At 45.5% G+C, this 18,214-nt stretch carries 16 protein-coding genes; 5 read left to right on the top strand and 11 right to left on the bottom strand.

Annotation, left to right across the window (positions count from 1 at the left end):
* Nucleotides 1-98 precede the first annotated feature (98 nt).
* From M8998_RS11260 to M8998_RS11235, 6 genes are all read right to left on the bottom strand, one after another.
* A complete protein-coding gene (locus M8998_RS11260) occupies nucleotides 99-2,129 on the bottom strand; it encodes a putative porin (protein ID WP_249992790.1) in 2,031 nt (676 codons plus the stop codon).
* Between the two features lie 48 nt (nucleotides 2,130-2,177).
* Nucleotides 2,178-2,993, bottom strand: coding sequence for a purine-nucleoside phosphorylase (locus M8998_RS11255; protein ID WP_249992780.1), 816 nt, complete (start codon nucleotides 2,991-2,993; stop codon nucleotides 2,178-2,180).
* 94 nt (nucleotides 2,994-3,087) lie between these two features.
* Nucleotides 3,088-4,596 (bottom strand): sodium:solute symporter, encoded by a 1,509-nt coding sequence (locus M8998_RS11250; RefSeq protein ID WP_249992778.1) that lies wholly within the window; start codon nucleotides 4,594-4,596, stop codon nucleotides 3,088-3,090.
* A gap of 12 nt (nucleotides 4,597-4,608) precedes the next feature.
* Nucleotides 4,609-5,433: an N-acetylmuramic acid 6-phosphate etherase gene (gene murQ / locus M8998_RS11245; protein WP_249992776.1), complete on the bottom strand. Its 825-nt coding sequence runs from the start codon at nucleotides 5,431-5,433 to the stop codon at nucleotides 4,609-4,611.
* A gap of 32 nt (nucleotides 5,434-5,465) precedes the next feature.
* A complete protein-coding gene (locus M8998_RS11240; protein WP_249992774.1) occupies nucleotides 5,466-6,710 on the bottom strand; it encodes an exo-beta-N-acetylmuramidase NamZ family protein in 1,245 nt (414 codons plus the stop codon).
* Between the two features lie 92 nt (nucleotides 6,711-6,802).
* Nucleotides 6,803-8,458 carry a glycoside hydrolase family 10-like protein gene (locus M8998_RS11235; protein ID WP_249992772.1) on the bottom strand — a complete coding sequence of 552 codons (1,656 nt, stop codon included), beginning with the start codon at nucleotides 8,456-8,458 and terminating at the stop codon, nucleotides 6,803-6,805.
* Nucleotides 8,459-8,623: 165 nt separating this feature from the next.
* Between M8998_RS11235 and M8998_RS11230 the strand changes: the two genes are divergently transcribed.
* From M8998_RS11230 to lipB, 4 genes are read left to right on the top strand one after another with little or no spacing between them, the layout of a single operon-like run.
* Entirely contained in the window at nucleotides 8,624-9,016 is a 393-nt protein-coding gene (locus M8998_RS11230; RefSeq protein WP_249992770.1) for a RidA family protein, read from the top strand.
* A 16-nt stretch (nucleotides 9,017-9,032) separates the two neighbouring features.
* Nucleotides 9,033-11,138: an ATP-dependent DNA helicase RecG gene (recG, locus tag M8998_RS11225; RefSeq protein ID WP_249992768.1), complete on the top strand. Its 2,106-nt coding sequence runs from the start codon at nucleotides 9,033-9,035 to the stop codon at nucleotides 11,136-11,138.
* A 46-nt stretch (nucleotides 11,139-11,184) separates the two neighbouring features.
* The gene (gene hflX / locus M8998_RS11220; RefSeq protein WP_249992766.1) at nucleotides 11,185-12,378 is read left to right on the top strand and encodes a GTPase HflX; all 1,194 of its coding nucleotides are present in this window, start codon (nucleotides 11,185-11,187) and stop codon (nucleotides 12,376-12,378) included.
* A 32-nt stretch (nucleotides 12,379-12,410) separates the two neighbouring features.
* Entirely contained in the window at nucleotides 12,411-13,169 is a 759-nt protein-coding gene (lipB, locus tag M8998_RS11215; RefSeq protein WP_249992764.1) for a lipoyl(octanoyl) transferase LipB, read from the top strand.
* On the opposite strand, the gene M8998_RS11210 is transcribed toward lipB, so the two are convergent.
* The 5 genes from M8998_RS11210 to M8998_RS11190 form a co-directional block, all read right to left on the bottom strand.
* Entirely contained in the window at nucleotides 13,111-13,878 is a 768-nt protein-coding gene (locus M8998_RS11210) for an exodeoxyribonuclease III (RefSeq protein WP_249992762.1), read from the bottom strand. The genes lipB and M8998_RS11210 overlap by 59 nt on opposite strands.
* 5 nt (nucleotides 13,879-13,883) lie before the next feature.
* Nucleotides 13,884-14,660: a peptidylprolyl isomerase gene (locus M8998_RS11205; RefSeq protein WP_249992760.1), complete on the bottom strand. Its 777-nt coding sequence runs from the start codon at nucleotides 14,658-14,660 to the stop codon at nucleotides 13,884-13,886.
* Nucleotides 14,644-14,991 (bottom strand): hypothetical protein, encoded by a 348-nt coding sequence (locus M8998_RS11200; RefSeq protein ID WP_249994111.1) that lies wholly within the window; start codon nucleotides 14,989-14,991, stop codon nucleotides 14,644-14,646. The genes M8998_RS11205 and M8998_RS11200 overlap by 17 nt, the downstream gene beginning before the upstream one ends.
* Nucleotides 14,988-15,446 carry a low molecular weight protein-tyrosine-phosphatase gene (locus tag M8998_RS11195; RefSeq protein ID WP_249992758.1) on the bottom strand — a complete coding sequence of 153 codons (459 nt, stop codon included), beginning with the start codon at nucleotides 15,444-15,446 and terminating at the stop codon, nucleotides 14,988-14,990. Before M8998_RS11195 ends, M8998_RS11200 begins: the two co-directional genes overlap by 4 nt.
* A 151-nt stretch (nucleotides 15,447-15,597) precedes the next feature.
* Entirely contained in the window at nucleotides 15,598-17,163 is a 1,566-nt protein-coding gene (locus M8998_RS11190; protein WP_249992756.1) for a Do family serine endopeptidase, read from the bottom strand.
* 213 nt (nucleotides 17,164-17,376) lie between these two features.
* Between M8998_RS11190 and dapF the strand changes: the two genes are divergently transcribed.
* Nucleotides 17,377-18,171, top strand: coding sequence for a diaminopimelate epimerase (gene dapF / locus M8998_RS11185; protein ID WP_249992754.1), 795 nt, complete (start codon nucleotides 17,377-17,379; stop codon nucleotides 18,169-18,171).
* Nucleotides 18,172-18,214 lie beyond the last annotated feature (43 nt).

Genomic DNA, 18,214 nt, shown 5'->3' with positions numbered 1-18,214 from the left:
CATTACAAAAGTACGGATATTAATCCTTATTACATGACACTCCGTCTGGGATGGAGTAAAATGACTTTATTCACATGAAAAGACTGGATGTAAGCAGTTTAGTCGTAGAATTTCCAAGACACACCAAAACGTAGGTTAGCATTTTGCATCGGATATCTCCGCACCGTATAATAGCCGGCCGGATAAATATGCTGGTTAACGAAGTTATAGCTTAGGAATAAGTTTACGCGTTTGATATTAGCCGTAGCCCAGATATCAAATATTGGGTAAGTAGAAAATTCAATTCCTGCGTTATCATTGTAAAACTGTCCAGCATTAAGCGCATACGAAGGGTTCCGAAATGGCGTATTGATTCGCGCATCTAACCCCAATCTGAAGTCTAGGACTTGGCTGAGCACGTCTGCATAATAGAAGCTATGCCAAGTGTACAACTCTGGAATGGCCAACACCGCCATGGCATCAGATTTTTGATAAACGGCCATGTTATCGAGATGAAACTTCCTGAAACTAAAGTTTTGAGATAGGGTAAGCTTCAGTAAGTTGAGAGCGCCATACTGAGCTGGCTCAATCTGTCTCATCAATGAAGGAAGATTTTCTGGGTTAGGTATTTCCCTGAAATACATAAATCCATTCATTAGAAAATATTCGGCTTTACCCGAAAATCTCAACTTTGGATTTACATAGGCAAACGATAAATTCTGTGTAGTGGTGTTATTGAAGTTGGTATTCTCTGGACGCCACTGGTGGTACGATAGGTTGGCACGCTGAAATATCATCTCCGGCGATTTATTCTGTGTATAAGCCCCTAATTGTATATGCCCCAGATTATCACCTCCAGAGATATTCGCCTGCGCTTCATATAGAAAGTCGCCAAAGTTTTCGCCCAATACGATTTGGTTCACGCCCAAGCTCACATCTAAACGATCAGAAAATTGGTAGCCCAACTTTCCTTTAATCATACTATTTTGAAAAAATGTCCGATAGGCAGTATCACGCTGCGGCACCAGATCATTTGGCCCGCCCTGTATGTTTTCACCATACCAGATCAAATCATTCTGAAAGCCCAAATCCAGCTTAATTTCATTCGCGAGAGATGGGCTGCGTAGGAAAAAACTGTATGTAAATTCGTTCGTCAGCGTAGTTACACTCGTAGTATCTCCTACTAGCGACATATTATTCACAGGGAACACGCCGTTAGCATCTGCTTCGTTTTTGAAAAACATATAGCGACGGTTTCGCAAATAGGTGTTATGCGCCATCACGTTTGTCGGACGAATCTCCATTTCTGGAAGATTTTTATTAATCGTATCAATACGCCCAACATATAGCGATTGCCGCAGGAAAAAACCTATATCCTTCCATTTGGTACGCGGTCGATTGGCATTCGTTCCACTTAAATTAGGAAGCTCACTCATCGATCCACGACTTTCGGTGTTATCCGAAAAAACCTGGTCATTTACAATAGAACCATTCTCCGAGGCGTCCAATGTATTGAAAGTGAAGTTCGTCAAGAGGTTATACCGCAGGCTCGGCGATTCGTACCAAGAGAATACACTACCCTTACGGTCGCTATATTGCTGATTCTGATAAAACCCATCGGTATTAGCGGCATTATATTCTGCACCAATGTTTAGGCGGGAATGTAAGTTTTGCGCCAACTTGGCTCTGAATATCTGATCATCAAAGAAAAAACCGACGGCATACAACTCCGAATACCGCGCTCGAGCGCGATAGTACTGCACAGAATCTGCCTTAATCAGGTACCGATCCAAGCCATAATAGCCCGGCTGAAAACCAATGCTTTTATTGGGGTTGAACAATAAGTCGCGGGTAGCCAAGCCGTAAGACCCCAAATGTATGCTAGGATTCCAAGGGAGCTGCTGCTTATTATAGTACTGGAAATTATGGTGTGTGGTATCGATTTGGAAAGTTTGCGTACGTTGTTTCAGCGCCGCAAGCGTGGTATAGCGCACGTAGCGCGCAGAGAAAACCACAGAATCTTGCTTATTATCCTCCGCAGCGCGTGCTGAATCCAATGCCGAACTAAATTCCTGTTCTTGTGCAATAGCTACAAAAGACAAACTCCACAACACCACACCAAGAAGAAACGTCCTCAACAAGATCATCATTAGTAAACTACGCGCAAATCGTGACAAAAATACATCTTATGTGCCAAATTATTGCAACACAATCAGTTCTTTTAACAGTGTGGTCAGTTTAGGCTCTGCATCGGAAGCCACCGCCACAATCTCTTGCAATGATACCGGTTTTAAATCAGCGTGAAATCCTTCGTCAGTAACTACGGAAATCGCACACACTGGTACACCCATATGATTTGCCACGATCACCTCCGGCACGGTACTCATCCCGACAATGTCGCCCCCTATAATACGCATGTATCGGTACTCCGCACGGGTTTCCAAATTCGGACCGGGTGCCGCTACGTACACCGCTTTATGTGCACTGTATCCTAATTTATTAGCGATAGACAAGCTTTGATCGATCATCTGTGTATCGTATGGTCGGCTCATATCTGGAAAACGCGGTCCGAAATCACTATTATTTGCTCCGCGGAGCGGATTATCCGGTAAAAGATTGATATGATCGTCAATAATAGCCAAATCTCCCTTCTTAATATCCGGGTTTAAAGAACCCGAAGCATTAGACAAAAATAGTTTCTGAATGCCCAACAACTTCATAATACGCACTGGAAAAGTGATTTCCTGCATATCATATCCTTCGTAGTAATGCAATCTTCCTTGCATAGCCACAACGGTTCTTCCATTTAATGTACCAAAGATCAGTTTTCCGCTGTGAAATTCGACCGTAGAAATCGGAAAATTAGGAATGTTGGCATACATCAATTGATGGGAGATATCGATTTCATTGACGAGTTTGCCCAAGCCCGTTCCCAGAATAATGCCAAACTCGGGCTGAAAGTCGCCTATCTTACGTCTTATATAGGCTAGGGTTTCATTTAAACTGTCATGCATGTAGAAGAGATGTTAAGATTCAAACATAAACGATTTTTCCTTTCTTCGCAAAAAAGCAGCTGATCATTAGCGTATTTTAACAAAGTGGTGTAGATCAGCGTTGCGGCACTTCTTCCAGAGCACTTGTTTCCGGAGCCATCCTGCCAGGCGAAGTGAATAAAAGCAATAAGAATGTCAGCAATCCATTGTAGATAATTAACTCAAAACCTACCTGATAGGTTCCCAACGTAAAGAGGTAATTGGTATTGATGACCAGATAGATCAAGACGGGCGATACCAGACTAATAATAGGCACCAAGTGATCGCGTACCTTTAGCCGAGTCAGAATACCGAAAGCAAATAGACCGAGCAATGGACCGTATGTATACCCTGCCGCGGTGAAAATCGCGTTAACTACCGAGTCATCATTCACAATCCTGAAGATCATAATCACCAGCAGCATCAGTACCGAAAATCCGGCATGCACATAGTTTCGTTGCCGAATCAGGCCCGGTGCATTGGGATCTGCTTTTTTATTGAAACCAAGAAAGTCCACACAAAAGGATGTCGTTAGCGCAGTTAGTGCCGAATCTGTCGTGGCGAATGTGGCGGCGGTAAGCCCTAGCATAAAGATAATGCCCGGCAACACCGTGAGGTGGTTTAAGGCAATCTCCGGATATAGGTAATCCGGCGTGCGCATTGCAGAAAGATCTATCTGGTTTTTAGCGGCATAGATATACAATAAGGCACCTACGCATAGAAAGAACAAATTGATGACGATGAAGATCCCGGTAAAGGTCAGCATATTCTTCTGCGCTTCTCCAATCGTACGCATGCTCAAGTTTTTCTGCATCAGGTCTTGATCAAGGCCTGTCATAGCAATGGTAACAAAAGCGCCTCCGATCACGTGTTTCCAGAAATGATTTCGTGTACCCAGAAAATCCTCCCAGACAAAAATCTGAGAATAGGAACTTTCTTTTACGGCTTCAAAAGCCGCTACCACCGACATGCCTAACCCGTCTGCCATAAAGTAAATGGACAGCACCACCGCCAACAGCAGGAAAAAAGTCTGCAAAAGATCGGTGATAATAATGGTTTTTAAGCCTCCTTTATTGGTATATAACCAGATCAGTAGCAGACATATTGCAATGGTGACCACAAAAGGCACGTTCCAGGCGTCAAAGATGAACTTTTGCAAAATAATAGCAACCAGATACAAGCGAAAGGCCGATCCTATCGTACGCGAAATCAGAAAAATCATGGCGCCCGTTTTATAGCTTTTGTGTCCCAGTCGCTCTTCCAAATACGTATAGATAGACGTTAGATTTAGCCGATAATAGAGCGGTAGCAGTACATAAGCGATCAATACAAAGCCCAGTGCGTTTCCCAATACAAACTGAAAATAACTAAAGTTATTGCTGCCCACGGCTCCCGGCACGGAAATAAAGGTCACCCCGGAAAGGGCAGTACCAATCATCCCGAAGGCCACCATATACCATTTGGCATTCCGGTTCGCGACGAAGAAGGTTGCATTATCGGAAGACTTCCTGCTCGTGAAGTGTGCTATGGAAAGTAGAATGCCGAAATAGACAATCAGGAAACAAAGTAAAATGATAGGCGACATAATAGAGATCCTTTAGGCGTTATCGGAAGACTTTTCATACTGCTCCACGGCCGCGCGCACGCTACCGTACTGTTCCAGGTACGCTTTCGCATCCTGCTCATTAGCACCAGTCTGTTCCATGACCATCAATACACCACGCTCCACCAGTTTTTGGTTAGACAATTGCATATCGACCATTCTATTGCCTTTTACGCGTCCTAACTTAATCATCACCGCGGTGCTCAGCATATTTAGTACGAGTTTCTGTGCCGTGCCGGATTTCATTCGGGTAGATCCGGTAACGAATTCCGGGCCGACCACTACTTCTACAGGATATTGTGCTGCTGCGGCAATTGGCGATCCTGCATTGCACACGATGCATCCCGTTACCAACCCTGCGGCGTTAGCACGTTCCAACCCACCGATTACATAGGGCGTGGTACCCGACGCGGCAATGCCAACCAACACATCTTTCGAACTAATATCGTAACGTAAAAGATCTGTCCACGCTTGCTCGGCGTCATCTTCTGCATTTTCAACCGCTTTGCGAATCGCGGTATCACCGCCAGCAATTAATCCCATAACCCAATCGTGCGGCACACCAAATGTTGGCGGACATTCTGAGGCGTCTAACACGCCTAAGCGACCACTTGTTCCGGCACCAATATAAAAAAGGCGACCACCTTCTTTCATTCGATCTACGGTGATATCTACTAATTTTTCGATGGCCGGAATATTTGCCGCCACCGCATCCGGCACCGTCTGATCTTCCTTATTCATATTAGTCAGCAAATCCGTGGTAGACATTTTATCCAGCCCTTGATGATTTGATTCCTTTTCGGTCGTTCTTGTGATCATATGTTTGTAATGTGTACTGCTAATATCCTCTCTTAAGATTCAAAATCTGGATAAAGGAGGTATTTTTTGCGCATCAGCTTGTAATCGTCTAATTCTTCTTTCCAAGATGCCCGAATTTGATCTTCAGACAATCCCTGAATAATTTGTTGCCGCAACTGATCCGTTCCTGCCAGTTTATCGAAGAAATCTGGGCGTGTAAAGAACTTCTTTTTATCCGGCATTTTTTGGTAAAAATCTAATAGATACCGCAAAGTAAACTTTTGCTCATCAGGATCTAATCCTCGAAGATCCAATCCGTAGTTTGTTTTGCCCTTACCCTCCACATGTTTGGCCATTCCCGATTTTTCCCCAGGCACAAAGCTAAATTCTCCAAAAATCTGGTCCGGATATCCCACCACCTGAAAAGGCCAATCCGTCCCGCGACCTATCGATACATCTGTTGCTTCAAATAAGCAAAGGGATGAATACAGACGGACAGAGAGGTAGTTAGGTAAGCTTGGCGAAGGTATCACAGGCAATTCATATTTGGTATCATGCGTATAGTTCTCCACCGGGATTACGGTCAAATCACAGGTGCGCCCATTTTCCAACCATTTTTCCCCATTAATCATCGTGGCTAATTCACCGATCGTAAGACCATGCACCATCGCTATTTTATGGAAAGAAATATTGGCTTTAAATCGATCATCGGATCGTACGGGCCCATCCACCTGATCGCCGCAGGGATTGGGGCGATCCAGCACCAAGAGTGTTTTGCCATGCTTGGCACACAGCTCCATCACACGATGCAAAGAAGTAATATAGGTGTAAAATCGGGCGCCCACATCCTGAAGGTCAAAGATCATCACATCGATAGACTGTACGATTTCGTCTTGTTTATCATTGCCACCATACAGACTATGTAGCGGCAATCCGGTGGCAGCATCGATCTCATTGTGTACCGCCTCCCCTCGCTCTACCTCTCCTCGAAAACCGTGCTCCGGTGCAAATACAAATTGAACATCGACTTTTTCTGTTAGTAAGTAATCGACCAGATGTGTCAGGCTATCGCCGACAATAGAAGTTTGGTTAGCCATTACGCCAACTTTTTTTCCTTTGAGCAGCGGCAAATAGGCTATTGTTTGATCGGCTCCAGTCAAAATTTTATTCACTACTTGATTAGTAGAGTCTTTCGACTCTTGGGATGATTCCGATCGGTTGCTACTCGCCGAAGTGCAGCTTATCTGAAACAGACTGGTCAAGAGCAAAATGACAATAACGCCCCTCGTTTGCCTCATAATACATGTTTTATAGGTTTGAATAAAAACTAAAAGCATTCAAATGAATGCTTTTAGTTTACATTTTATAGGTCAATATACCTATTTTCCTTTTATTTCACGTCGTAAGCCAAATAATCACTTGCGTTACCCATTCGATCAATCGCCTGTACTGCTACGCCACGTAACTTAGCGCCGTCTTTATTGGGAGAAAAATCGGCGGAAGTGATATCCTGATCATAGATGGTGTATTCCCATTTATCACCGTACTTGCTATATACTACCCAATGATATACTTCTTCTGGCGTGCGGTGTAACCATTTGGCAAACACGCCGCCGGATTTTTCTTTAGTGAGGAGCAAAGTTGGTGTGACCAGAGGAGCCGTTTGCAACCAGGGCGATGCCGGCACTAAAGCTTTCTCCTTATATGGGCCATTGATCAATGCCTGTACCATCGCCGGACTCTTTGTCAAACCGGCAATACTCCAGTGAATAACCCCTTGGCTGTTAGGCAAGATCTGCCGTGCTAGCTCTACCTGACGGACGATTTCTGTCGGGCGATCTGCGGTGCGTACTTCCACGGTATTAAGGCCTGGCCACAGGTGGCGGTTGTGTTTGTTTTCGGACTGCCACCAGCGCAGTAGAGCTGGGAAGCTTTGCCGTGGGGGATCGATAGCCCAGTACAGCTGTGGCGCAAAATAATCTACCCAACCCTCATTGAGCCAAAGCTTTGCATCCGCGTACAGTTCATCGTACTGAGACGATCCGGTAATGCCTGCTGGGTAACCAGGCTTCCATATTCCGAATGGGCTGATTCCAAATTTGACGTGTTTCTTTTCGGCTTTGATTTCTCCATAAACGCGCTTGATAAAGCGATTCACATTGTCCCGACGCCAATCTCCACGCGAAAGGTTACCCCCTTTTTGTCGATAGGCATTCCAGGAGGTGTTGTCTGGGAAGTCAGCTCCGCCATTGTAAGAAGCGTATGGATAGAAGTAATCATCGAAATGCACGCCATCGATGTCATAACGCTTCACAATATCGCGCACGACCATCGACGCATGATCTTGCGTGTTCTGATCTGTCGGATCAAACCAATACATGCCATTTTTTAAACGCACCACGTTTTGAGAAAACTTCTTAACCAGCGAAGAACTGGTTACGCTACCTCCTGAGCTATGGTGCGCACGATAAGGATTAAGCCATACATGCAACTCCATGCCGCGCTTATGTGCTTCTTCTACCCAAAATTCTAATGGATCGTAATACGGATACGGCTTACGACCGATTTCTCCGGTTAAGAAATAAGACCAGGGCTCCAAAGAGGAGTTATATAGTGCATCTGCAGATGGTCTTACCTGAAAGATCACTGCATTAAAATTATTGGACTGCAAAAGATTTAGCAGTGAGATGGCTTCCTGTTTCTGCTGCTCTGTAGATAGGTTATTTTTTGATGGCCAGTTGATATTAGCCACGGTAGCGATCCACGCCGCACGAAATTCTCGCCGAACCTCTGGAAGCTGAGCGCGTATCGGCTGAGGCACCTCTTTCTCCGCTACTTGAGTCGCCTTCACCACTTCTGCTGCCCGAGAGGTCTGTGCTACTTCGGCCTCCTTTGGCCCTTCCAGCTCCGGCCTGCCTTGGGCTACGCCTGTTACTTCAGTATTTGGTTTTACCAACACTTTGTTTCGCCTATTCTTGCTTCCGCAAGAAAACAAAACAAAAATCATCACTAGTCCTACACAAAAAAAACCAATTTGCTGCCTCATATTCAAAAAGTTCATAACAAGCAAAACTACGGTTTTATCTTTCAAAAAAAAGAATAGTCGCTGGCTATCATCGACAATTAAATTTTAGATTTTTGCCGCTGTGTCGTACATTAGCTGTGAGCATACAAAGACCTCACCATATTTCATCATTACACTATTTATTCCATGTCTGAAAAGAAGCTATTTAACACGGAAGCAGCACCAAAAGCCATTGGCCCATATAATCAGGCGGTACAAGCCGGAGATACCTTATACGTTTCAGGCCAGATTGCCTTCTTACCAGAAACGATGCAACTCGTAGCTACCGGTATTGCTGATGAAACGCATCAAGTTCTGAAAAATGTATCCGCCATTCTTAACCATGCCGGCTATAGCTTTGAAGATGTGGTAAAAACGTCCATCTTCATTAGCAACATGGATGACTTTGGCACCATCAACGAGGTATATGCCCAGTATTTTGTCGAAAACCAACCGGCGCGCGAGACCGTCGCGGTGAAGACCTTGCCAAAGAATGTGAATGTAGAGATCTCGGTAATCGCCTGGAAAAAAGGCTCGTAAATCCTATCTTCATACCATGGCTGTATTAACAGCGATCACTCCGATAGAATACCTCAAAGGCGTTGGCCCTCAGAAGGCCGACGTCTTGAAGAAGGAATTGCAAATTTTTACCATTGGCGACCTCCTACAACTTTACCCTTTTCGCTATGTCGACCGTACGCAATTCTACAAGATTCGCGAACTTGACGCGACGCTGTTGGGCGCCCAAGTGCTCGGGCGACTCATTCGCCTGCAAGAAGTCGGTGAAAAGCGATCAAAACGATTAGTCGGATTACTAAAAGATGAAACCGGAACGGTTGAATTGGTGTGGTTCCAGCAACTCGCCTGGCTCAAAAAAACCTTACAACTCAATGCGGTATATGTGATGTATGGCAAGCCCAGTTCGTTCAATGGCGCATTGTCCATTACGCACCCTGAGATGGAGCTGTATCAAGCTTCTGAGAAGAAGATCGGCAACCAAACCTTGCAACCGGTTTACACCTCCACGGAAAAGCTAAAAAAGTTTAACCTGGACACGAAAGGCTTACAGAAACTGGTTGCCCAAGCCTTAGAAACGGTATTACCAAATTGGGAAGACGACCTACCGGAAGCCTTACGGGTAAAGCACCGTTTAATTCCTTCGCGTGACGCGTTGCTAGGCATTCATTTTCCACCTGATCAGGCTACCTACGAAGCGGCTACCCGGCGACTTAAGTTCGATGAACTTTTTTGGCTACAGTTGCGCCTGTTGCGCAATAAACAACTCAATACCAAGAGGTACCGCGGACACCGATTCACCCAAGTCGGCGACCATTTCAACACGTTTTTCAATAGTAGGTTGCCTTTTCCACTCACCAATGCGCAAAAGCGGGTGATGAAAGAAATCCGAATTGACACCAATACCGGCGCACAGATGAATCGGCTGGTACAGGGAGATGTGGGTTCCGGAAAAACGGTGGTGGCACTAATGGCGATGCTATTGGCGATCGATAATGGTTTTCAAGCTTGTATGATGGCACCAACAGAAATTTTGGCTACCCAGCATTATCACGGCGTGAAAGAACTGTTAGGCGAAGAGCTGTGCGAGGTGGCGCTACTCACCGGATCAACACCTGCTAAAGAACGCCGCCGGATCCACGAACAATTAGAAGACGGCAGCCTGCATATCTTGATCGGTACACATGCTTTGATCGAGGACAAGGTGCGATTCAAAAACATCGGATTCGTAGTGATCGACGAACAGCACCGCTTTGGTGTGGAACAGCGCGCGAAGTTGTGGCGCAAAAACAGCATCCCTCCACACATGCTCGTGATGACCGCAACGCCAATTCCCCGTACCCTGGCCATGACTATGTACGGCGATCTGGATATCTCGGCGATTGATGAATTACCGGCTGGCCGAAAACCCATCAAAACGGTTCATTTCTTTGAAGGGCAACGCCTGCGCGCCTTTGGTTTCATGCGCGAAGAAATCCAGAAAGGACGTCAGATTTACATCGTTTATCCACTCATTAAGGAAAGTGAGAAGCTGGACTTACTCCATTTGGAAGCCGGACTGGAATACCTGATGCGCGAATTTCCCTTGCCGACGTACCGCATTAGCGTGGTGCATGGCAAAATGCCCGTAAAGGATAAGAACTTTGAGATGCAGCGCTTTGTAAAGGGCGAAACGCAGATTATGGTAGCCACTACAGTGATCGAGGTAGGTGTCAATGTGCCCAACGCTTCGGTGATGATCATCGAAAATGCAGAGCGCTTTGGCCTTTCTCAGCTGCATCAGTTACGCGGCCGCGTTGGGCGAGGTGCCGAGCAGTCGTTCTGTATTTTAATGTCGGGCAATAAACTGAGTAAAGACGGCCGCAAGCGGCTGGAGACCATGGTAGAAACGAATGATGGATTTAAAATTGCAGAAGTAGATCTGCAGCTGCGCGGACCCGGCGATATCTCCGGCACGCAGCAATCCGGTATTCTGGAAATGAAAATCGCCAACCTGAGTACCGATCAGGCATTGTTGACCGAAGTGCGCGAAACCGTGATGGATATTTTTCTGCAAGACCCCGAACTTCAACTTCCGCAGCACCAGCTATTGCTCCAAAAACTAGCCTATAAGGGCCCAGCTATCGCCTGGGACAAAATCTCTTAAAAACACGTATCTTTGTACTTTACAATAAACAATACAGAGAGATTTAATGGGAAAAGAACCAAAAATATACGATACCGCTCCAAAACAAGAAACTGCCATTTTAGTCAGTGTGATTCCGCAGGGCGTTTCGGAAGAAACTGCCAAGGAGTACCTGGGTGAGTTGGATTTTCTGGTGCAGACGGCGGGTGGTGTTGTGAAAGGCGTTTTTACGCAAAAACTAGCAAAGCCAGATCGGGCAACGTTTGTTGGATCAGGAAAGCTGGATGAGATCAAGTCATTTATCAAGGCAGAGGAGATTGATATTGTCGTGTTCGACGATGAGCTCTCGCCATCGCAACTGCGAAATATAGAGAAAGAGTTTGAAGTGAAGGTATTGGATCGCTCCAACCTGATCTTAGATATCTTTGCGAACCATGCGAAGACGGCACAAGCAAAAACCCAGGTCGAACTGGCGCAGCTGCAATACTTGTTACCACGACTAACGCGTATGTGGACTCACTTGGAGCGCCAGCGTGGTGGTATCGGTATGCGCGGTCCTGGTGAGAGCCAAATTGAGAGTGACCGTCGGATGATTTTGAATAAGATTTCTCTTTTTAAAGAACGCTTACAACACATCGATAAGCAAAACGAAACGCAACGCAAGAATCGTGGTGAACTCATTCGCGTGGCGCTAGTGGGCTACACCAACGTGGGTAAATCTACGATTATGAACTTGCTGTCCAAGTCTGATGTGTTGATAGAAAACAAACTATTTGCTACGCTAGACACTACCGTTCGTAAGGTCGTGATCGAAAACCTGCCTTTCTTATTGTCAGATACCGTAGGATTTATCCGGAAGCTACCTCACCATTTGGTGGAGTGTTTTAAATCTACTTTAGACGAGGTGCGAGAAGCGGATATTTTGATGCATGTCGTGGATATATCACACCATAGTTTTGAAGATCACATCCATGCTGTAAACGATACATTGAAAGATTTGGATGCGTTGGATAAGCCGATTTTAACTGTTTTCAACAAGATTGACGCGTACAAGCCTGCGGTAGAACAGGATGAGGAAGGCGAAGAAGTGAAAGTGACGCTAGAGGATTTTAAAAATTCCTGGATGGGTCGACATGCCGCTCCAGCCATCTTTGTTTCCGCAACGGATAAGGTCAATGTCGAAGAGTTTCGGGAGAAGCTTTATGAAATGGTTTCTGAATTGCACACTGCGCGCTATCCACACAACAATCTATTGTACTAGATAGCAGCTGCCGGAAAATTAGTTGAATGCTCATGCAAAACAAACACACGCAATTTATCGATTGGGGTTTGGTAGATTACCAGGAAGCTTGGGATCGGCAAGAATCGGTATTTAACCATATTCTTGAAGCCAAGCTACAGAACCGTCAGCAAAAGACGGAAAATCCTACGCCCAATTACCTGATCTTCACGGAGCATCCACATGTGTATACATTAGGAAAAAGTGGTCATCTGGAGTATTTATTGTTGGATGAGGAAGGCTTGCAAAAGCACCAGGCGACTTTTTATAAAATAAATCGTGGTGGTGATATTACCTACCACGGGCCAGGACAGATCGTGGGGTATCCGATTCTGGATTTGGATAATTTCTTTACCGACATCCACCGGTACCTGCGGGTGTTGGAAGAAGCGGTAATTCTTACGTTGGCCGATTACGGCATTGTTGCCGGAAGGTATCCGGGTTTCACGGGTGTGTGGATCGATGCCGACAATGATCGTGCGCGGAAGATCTGCGCCATGGGCGTACGCGCTTCGCGCTGGGTAACCATGCATGGCTTTGCTTTCAATGTCAACGCGGATTTAAATTACTTTAACCATATCGTGCCTTGTGGCATAGACGACAAGGACGTGACCTCTATGCAGCGTGAGCTCGGCCACGCGTTAGACATGGAAGAAGTGAAAGCGAAGTTAAAAGGGCATATTGCGCAGCTGTTTGAGATGGAATTGGTTTCTGCTACAGCGCCAATTCCACCAGGGTTGGACAGTGATCTGAGTGTACTGCCTCTGCCATAATGCTGGAGCGTACAATCTGATTTTCCAACGCTTTGGATACCATATTATAGTCGATACGCCATCCTAAGTTCTTACCCCGCGATCCAGCGCGGTAGCTCCACCAAGTGTATTGATGCGGCTCGGGGTTGAGGTGCCGGAACGAGTCTACAAAACCAGATTGAAGATACTGTTCCATCCATTCGCGCTCCTGCGGCAAGAAGCCTGAGGTATTGGCATTTGTCTTTGGATTGTGAATGTCGATCGCACGATGGCAAATGTTGAAATCACCGCACACCACTAACTTTGGTTGTTCCTGTATCAATTTGTCGCTATACGCCTGAAAGTCGTCGAGAAAACGGTACTTAAAGGTTTGTCGAATATCGCCTGTAGTTCCTGACGGGAAATATACGCTCATGACCGATAGCTCCTCAAAATCCAATCGGATCATCCGACCTTCAAAATCATAATCTTCATGGCCGCAACCATACACCACCTGTTTTGGAGATCTACGGGTGAAGATAGCCGTACCGCTATAGCCTTTCTTTTGGGCCGGATACCAATAGTGTTCGTAGCCCATTTGTTCGAGATACACCAACTCTGGCACTTGATCTGGTGTCGCTTTGATTTCCTGAATGCAGATGACATCGGGAGCAGCCGTTTTCAACCATTCCAACCAGCCTTTTTTGAGCGCGGCACGTATGCCATTTACATTATAGGTGATAATTTTCATGGTTTTTAGCGCTTGCTAGGGGTTAGAATATAGTCCTGTGCTGGAGCTTTGGAGAAGATTCGCGAGAAGAAGCCACGTCTTGGCACTTCGCCCAATTCAATTTTCAATGCTTCATCCAGCTTTAGCGTACGCATAGCCATCCGCTGATTAGCGACAGGACGGTCACGCCCGTCGGTTTCTACCTTGGCGATACCATCCACGACATCCAATCCATTAATCAATTCTCCAAAGACCGTATACTCGCCATCCAAATGGGGCACTCCACCCACCGTGGTATATGCTTCTCGCTGTTGAGGAGTTAGCTTCTTTTTCAGTCGTATGGTTTCTAACGAGTCCAGGCCCGCCTCGGAGTATACCTTACCTTGTACCAGATAGAATTGAGAGCCAGAAGATTTCTTTTCGGGATTATTATCGCGCGCAGCACCAATAGTACCCTTCTTATGGATCAATTGCTCCTTGATTTCTGCCGGAACATCATAGCCTGGCCCGCCTTCTCCCAAACTTTGTTTGTCTACCGCAAACTTAGAACTCGGGTCGCCGCCCTGTATCATAAACTGGTTGATCACCCGGTGAAACAACAAGGAATCATAAAAACCCTGGCGCACCAGACGTACCATATTATCCCGGTGCAAAGGCGTCTCATTGTATAATTTTAAAAGTGCGTTTCCTTTATCTGTCTGGATCTCCACGTAATAGTGAGTCGGTGATTGTGCCAGCGTTGTACTACTGCTTAACAACAGTGCGAAAACAGCTAATATAGTGGTCTTAAATAACCTGTGCATCTTCGAAATAATCTATGATTAATGATTTGATAATTAACTCTTGTTCCATCAGCGTGTAGTTTGGAATAGGTTTTACCAGCTCCCAATGGGGCCAACCTTCCTCGTCTAAGCCCTGTAACTCGTAAAAGCCCATAGAGCTGAACAAGCGGCAGTTGGCAATATGCATCAACTCTTCCTTTTGTCGCTTGGAAAATTCCTGCGGACCTTTGCCTAATTCCTGTACACCAATGAGAAACAGCATCACCTTAAGGTCGGGGATATCCATGTCGAACTGCTCAGCCAACACCTTTTGCAAGTGCCCCCATTTCTTGTTTACTTCTCCCGCATTCATGCCTTTTCCTCCTGCTGCTCTGATTGCCAAGTTTTCAATAATATCTTTGCTTGAACCGCTATCATATCGTATACCGATTCAAACATGGTATCATCGAAATAAGGGTCTGGCACTTCGCCTTCTGTTAGAAATAGTGTCACCTTCTCTCGTTGATCATCTGTTTTTGCTAACGCAATCACATCGCGGTAATTCTGCCGATCCATCACCAGAATTTTATCAAAACGATCGAACATATCTGACTGAAACCATTGTGCTTGTTGGCCGGAGATATCTATTCCAAAACCCTTTGCGGTAGCGATTGATCTTCTATCTGGAGCCTGCCCCACATGCCAGTCGCCTGTACCTGCAGAGTCCACCTGCCAATCTAATCCTTCTTTATCTATCAATGCCTGCATAATGCCGTGCGCTAGCGGCGAACGGCAGATATTACCCAGGCATACCATTAGTATCTTCATCTATGATTACTCCCATTTTGTTGGTGATCGAAATTACTACATTATAAGGAGATATTATAATTGCGCCGTAGCAATGTCTGCATTTGTCTGAAAACAACAAAGCCTCCCCATACGGGGAGGCTCTTCCATTGGGATGGAAACTATCTACTTTTTATTGTTGCTGCAAGGGCACATTCATCTCACGAATGCTTCCTCTGCGTGGCACCGCCACGATATTGATCATATTTCTACGGGTGTTAGACAAAGCACTTTCTATGTCGTCCACATTGCTCACCGGCTTGCCGTTGATTTCGGTAATCACTAATCCAGACTCATAACCAAAGTACTCGAACAAACCACCACGGTGTACCTGAGCGATTACGACACCAGAATTCACTCCTAATTCTTTTTTCTTCGCATCTGAAGCCGGCACGAAACTAGCGCCTAATTTGTTGAAGATCTCTGCACCACTGGCCGATCCGCCTGCCGATTCATTTGCTGCTGTTTTTGATTGTTCACCTGTTAAGGTTACCGCAACCTCTTTCTCCTTGCCGTCGCGTTTGTACGTCAATTTTACTTTATCACCCGGACGAAGTCTGGCTACGCGCTCTTGCAAATCAGGAGTAGATTCTATGGTACGTCCTTCAATTTTCGTCAACACATCTCCTTTACGAATACCAGCTGCTTCTGCACCGCCACCTTTCACAACATCACGTACATATAATCCAGAAACATCTTCAATGCCTACTTCTTTACGTAATGCTTCGTTGATTTCGTTGAAAGTAACGCCGACGTAACCACGTTTTACACTACCGAACTCCTTAAAATCATCCAACACCTTTTTAGCAAGATTAATCGGAATAGCAAATCCATAACCTGCATACACACCAGTCGGAGATGCGATAGCGGAGTTAATGGCAACTAATTCGCCACGCGCATTAACCAGCGCACCACCACTATTTCCCCGGTTAATCACCGCATCGGTTTGTATAAACGATTCGATCGCCGTATTAATCATTTGCTCTTCTTGACCCTGCGGATTGCCAAAGCCTCGTGGACGTTGTTGCTGTTGCTGCTGCGACTCTCCCAAAATACCAATCTGACGGCCTTTCGCACTGACAATACCTGCTGTAACAGTAGATTCCAAACCTAATGGATAACCTACGGCCAACACCCATTCGCCCACTTGCACATTATCAGAATCGCCGAGCTTGACAATTGGAAGATTACTAGCGCTTACTTTGATCAACGCCAAATCTGTATTGGCATCACGGCCAATTACTTTAGCCTCGAAGGTGCGCTTATCCGTTAGTTTTACTTCAATCTTATCCGCATCCTGTACCACGTGGTTATTCGTCACGATGTAGCCATCTGGGGAGATAATTACACCAGATCCAGATCCGGTAGACTGCCTCGGCTGTTGTCTGCGTTGCTGCGGCATACCAAAGAACTCTTCAAAAAGATCAAATGGTTCTCCTCCGCCACGCTGGGAGCCGCGCGCTGTAGATGTAACAGTGATATGTACTACACCCGGTGTTACTGCCGCTGCTGCTTGTGTAAAATCGGGGTTTCCGGTAGAAGACATAATTTCTGCACCCGGATTATTCGCATAAAATACTCTCTGCTGTTCTTCAAAAGTCATCCGATCCAGCTGTCTATTCTCGAAGAGCTTATAGCCCCCCAACGCGATAGCTCCTCCTATCGCTGCTATCAATAATGTTGCTCCTATTTTTTTCATAATGATTTTAATTGTTGAAACATAAATAAACACCGTTACTTAACCGGTGGTGTTTTGATTTAGTCAAATGTAATACCATGCAGCGTGCTGGTACAAGTTTTGTCAGTTAAATAATGTTAATCAAAACCGCATTAATCGGTGTTTTAACAAGATTTAACCATAATGGCTCGGTTTGTAACAAGATTATTAAATTTGTAGCATATTTTCAAGGACATGAGCAGAAAAATTGCATTCTCAAAATATCAAGGCGCTGGTAATGATTTTATCTTAATCGACAATCGAAATAATGATTTTGACCACAATAACCATGATTTGGTAGCCAGAATGTGCGATCGTCGTTTTGGTATAGGGGCGGATGGACTGATGCTATTGGAGTATACAAAAAATTCTGCTATTTCGTCGGATTTTGACATGGTGTATTACAATGCAGATGGTCAAAAAGGTTCCATGTGTGGGAATGGCGGACGCTGTATTGTAGCCTTTGCCCGTGATCTGGGTGTTATCGAACAGGATACTGCCTTTATGGCAGTAGATGGTATGCATCATGCGGCTATTCAAGGCGAGCAAGTACAACTTGGCATGATTGACGTGGATACCTATTCCCGCGACGGTGAAGCCTATATCCTGCAAACGGGATCGCCGCACTATGTGGAATTTGTGAAAGGGTTGGCGGAGCTGGATGTTTTTACGGTAGGCGGTGCGATCCGAAATAATGCTACCTATAAATCCGAGGGGATCAATGTGAACTTCGTAGAGCAAGAAGGAGAAGATGCTTACTTCTGCCGCACTTTTGAGCGGGGTGTAGAGGATGAGACATTTGCCTGCGGTACTGGAGCTACGGCAGCGGCCATGGCTATTGCGTTGCAGGAGAACCGAGAAGGGCATCAGGAAATTGCTATACGCGTTTTAGGAGGACAATTACGGATTGCTTTCGAAAAACAAGGTAATTCGTTTACGAACGTATTCCTGCATGGACCTGCGGAGTGGGTATTTCAGGGCGAATTTTAAACTCTAGCTTGATAATGGTATATTAGTGGTCTTTTTTCGAGAC

Origin of the sequence: Sphingobacterium sp. lm-10 (genome assembly GCF_023554555.1) — a bacterium.
Classification (GTDB): domain Bacteria; phylum Bacteroidota; class Bacteroidia; order Sphingobacteriales; family Sphingobacteriaceae; genus Sphingobacterium.
The sequence above is the reverse complement of the archived record's forward strand: the minus strand, read 5'-3'. Positions and strand labels throughout refer to the sequence as shown.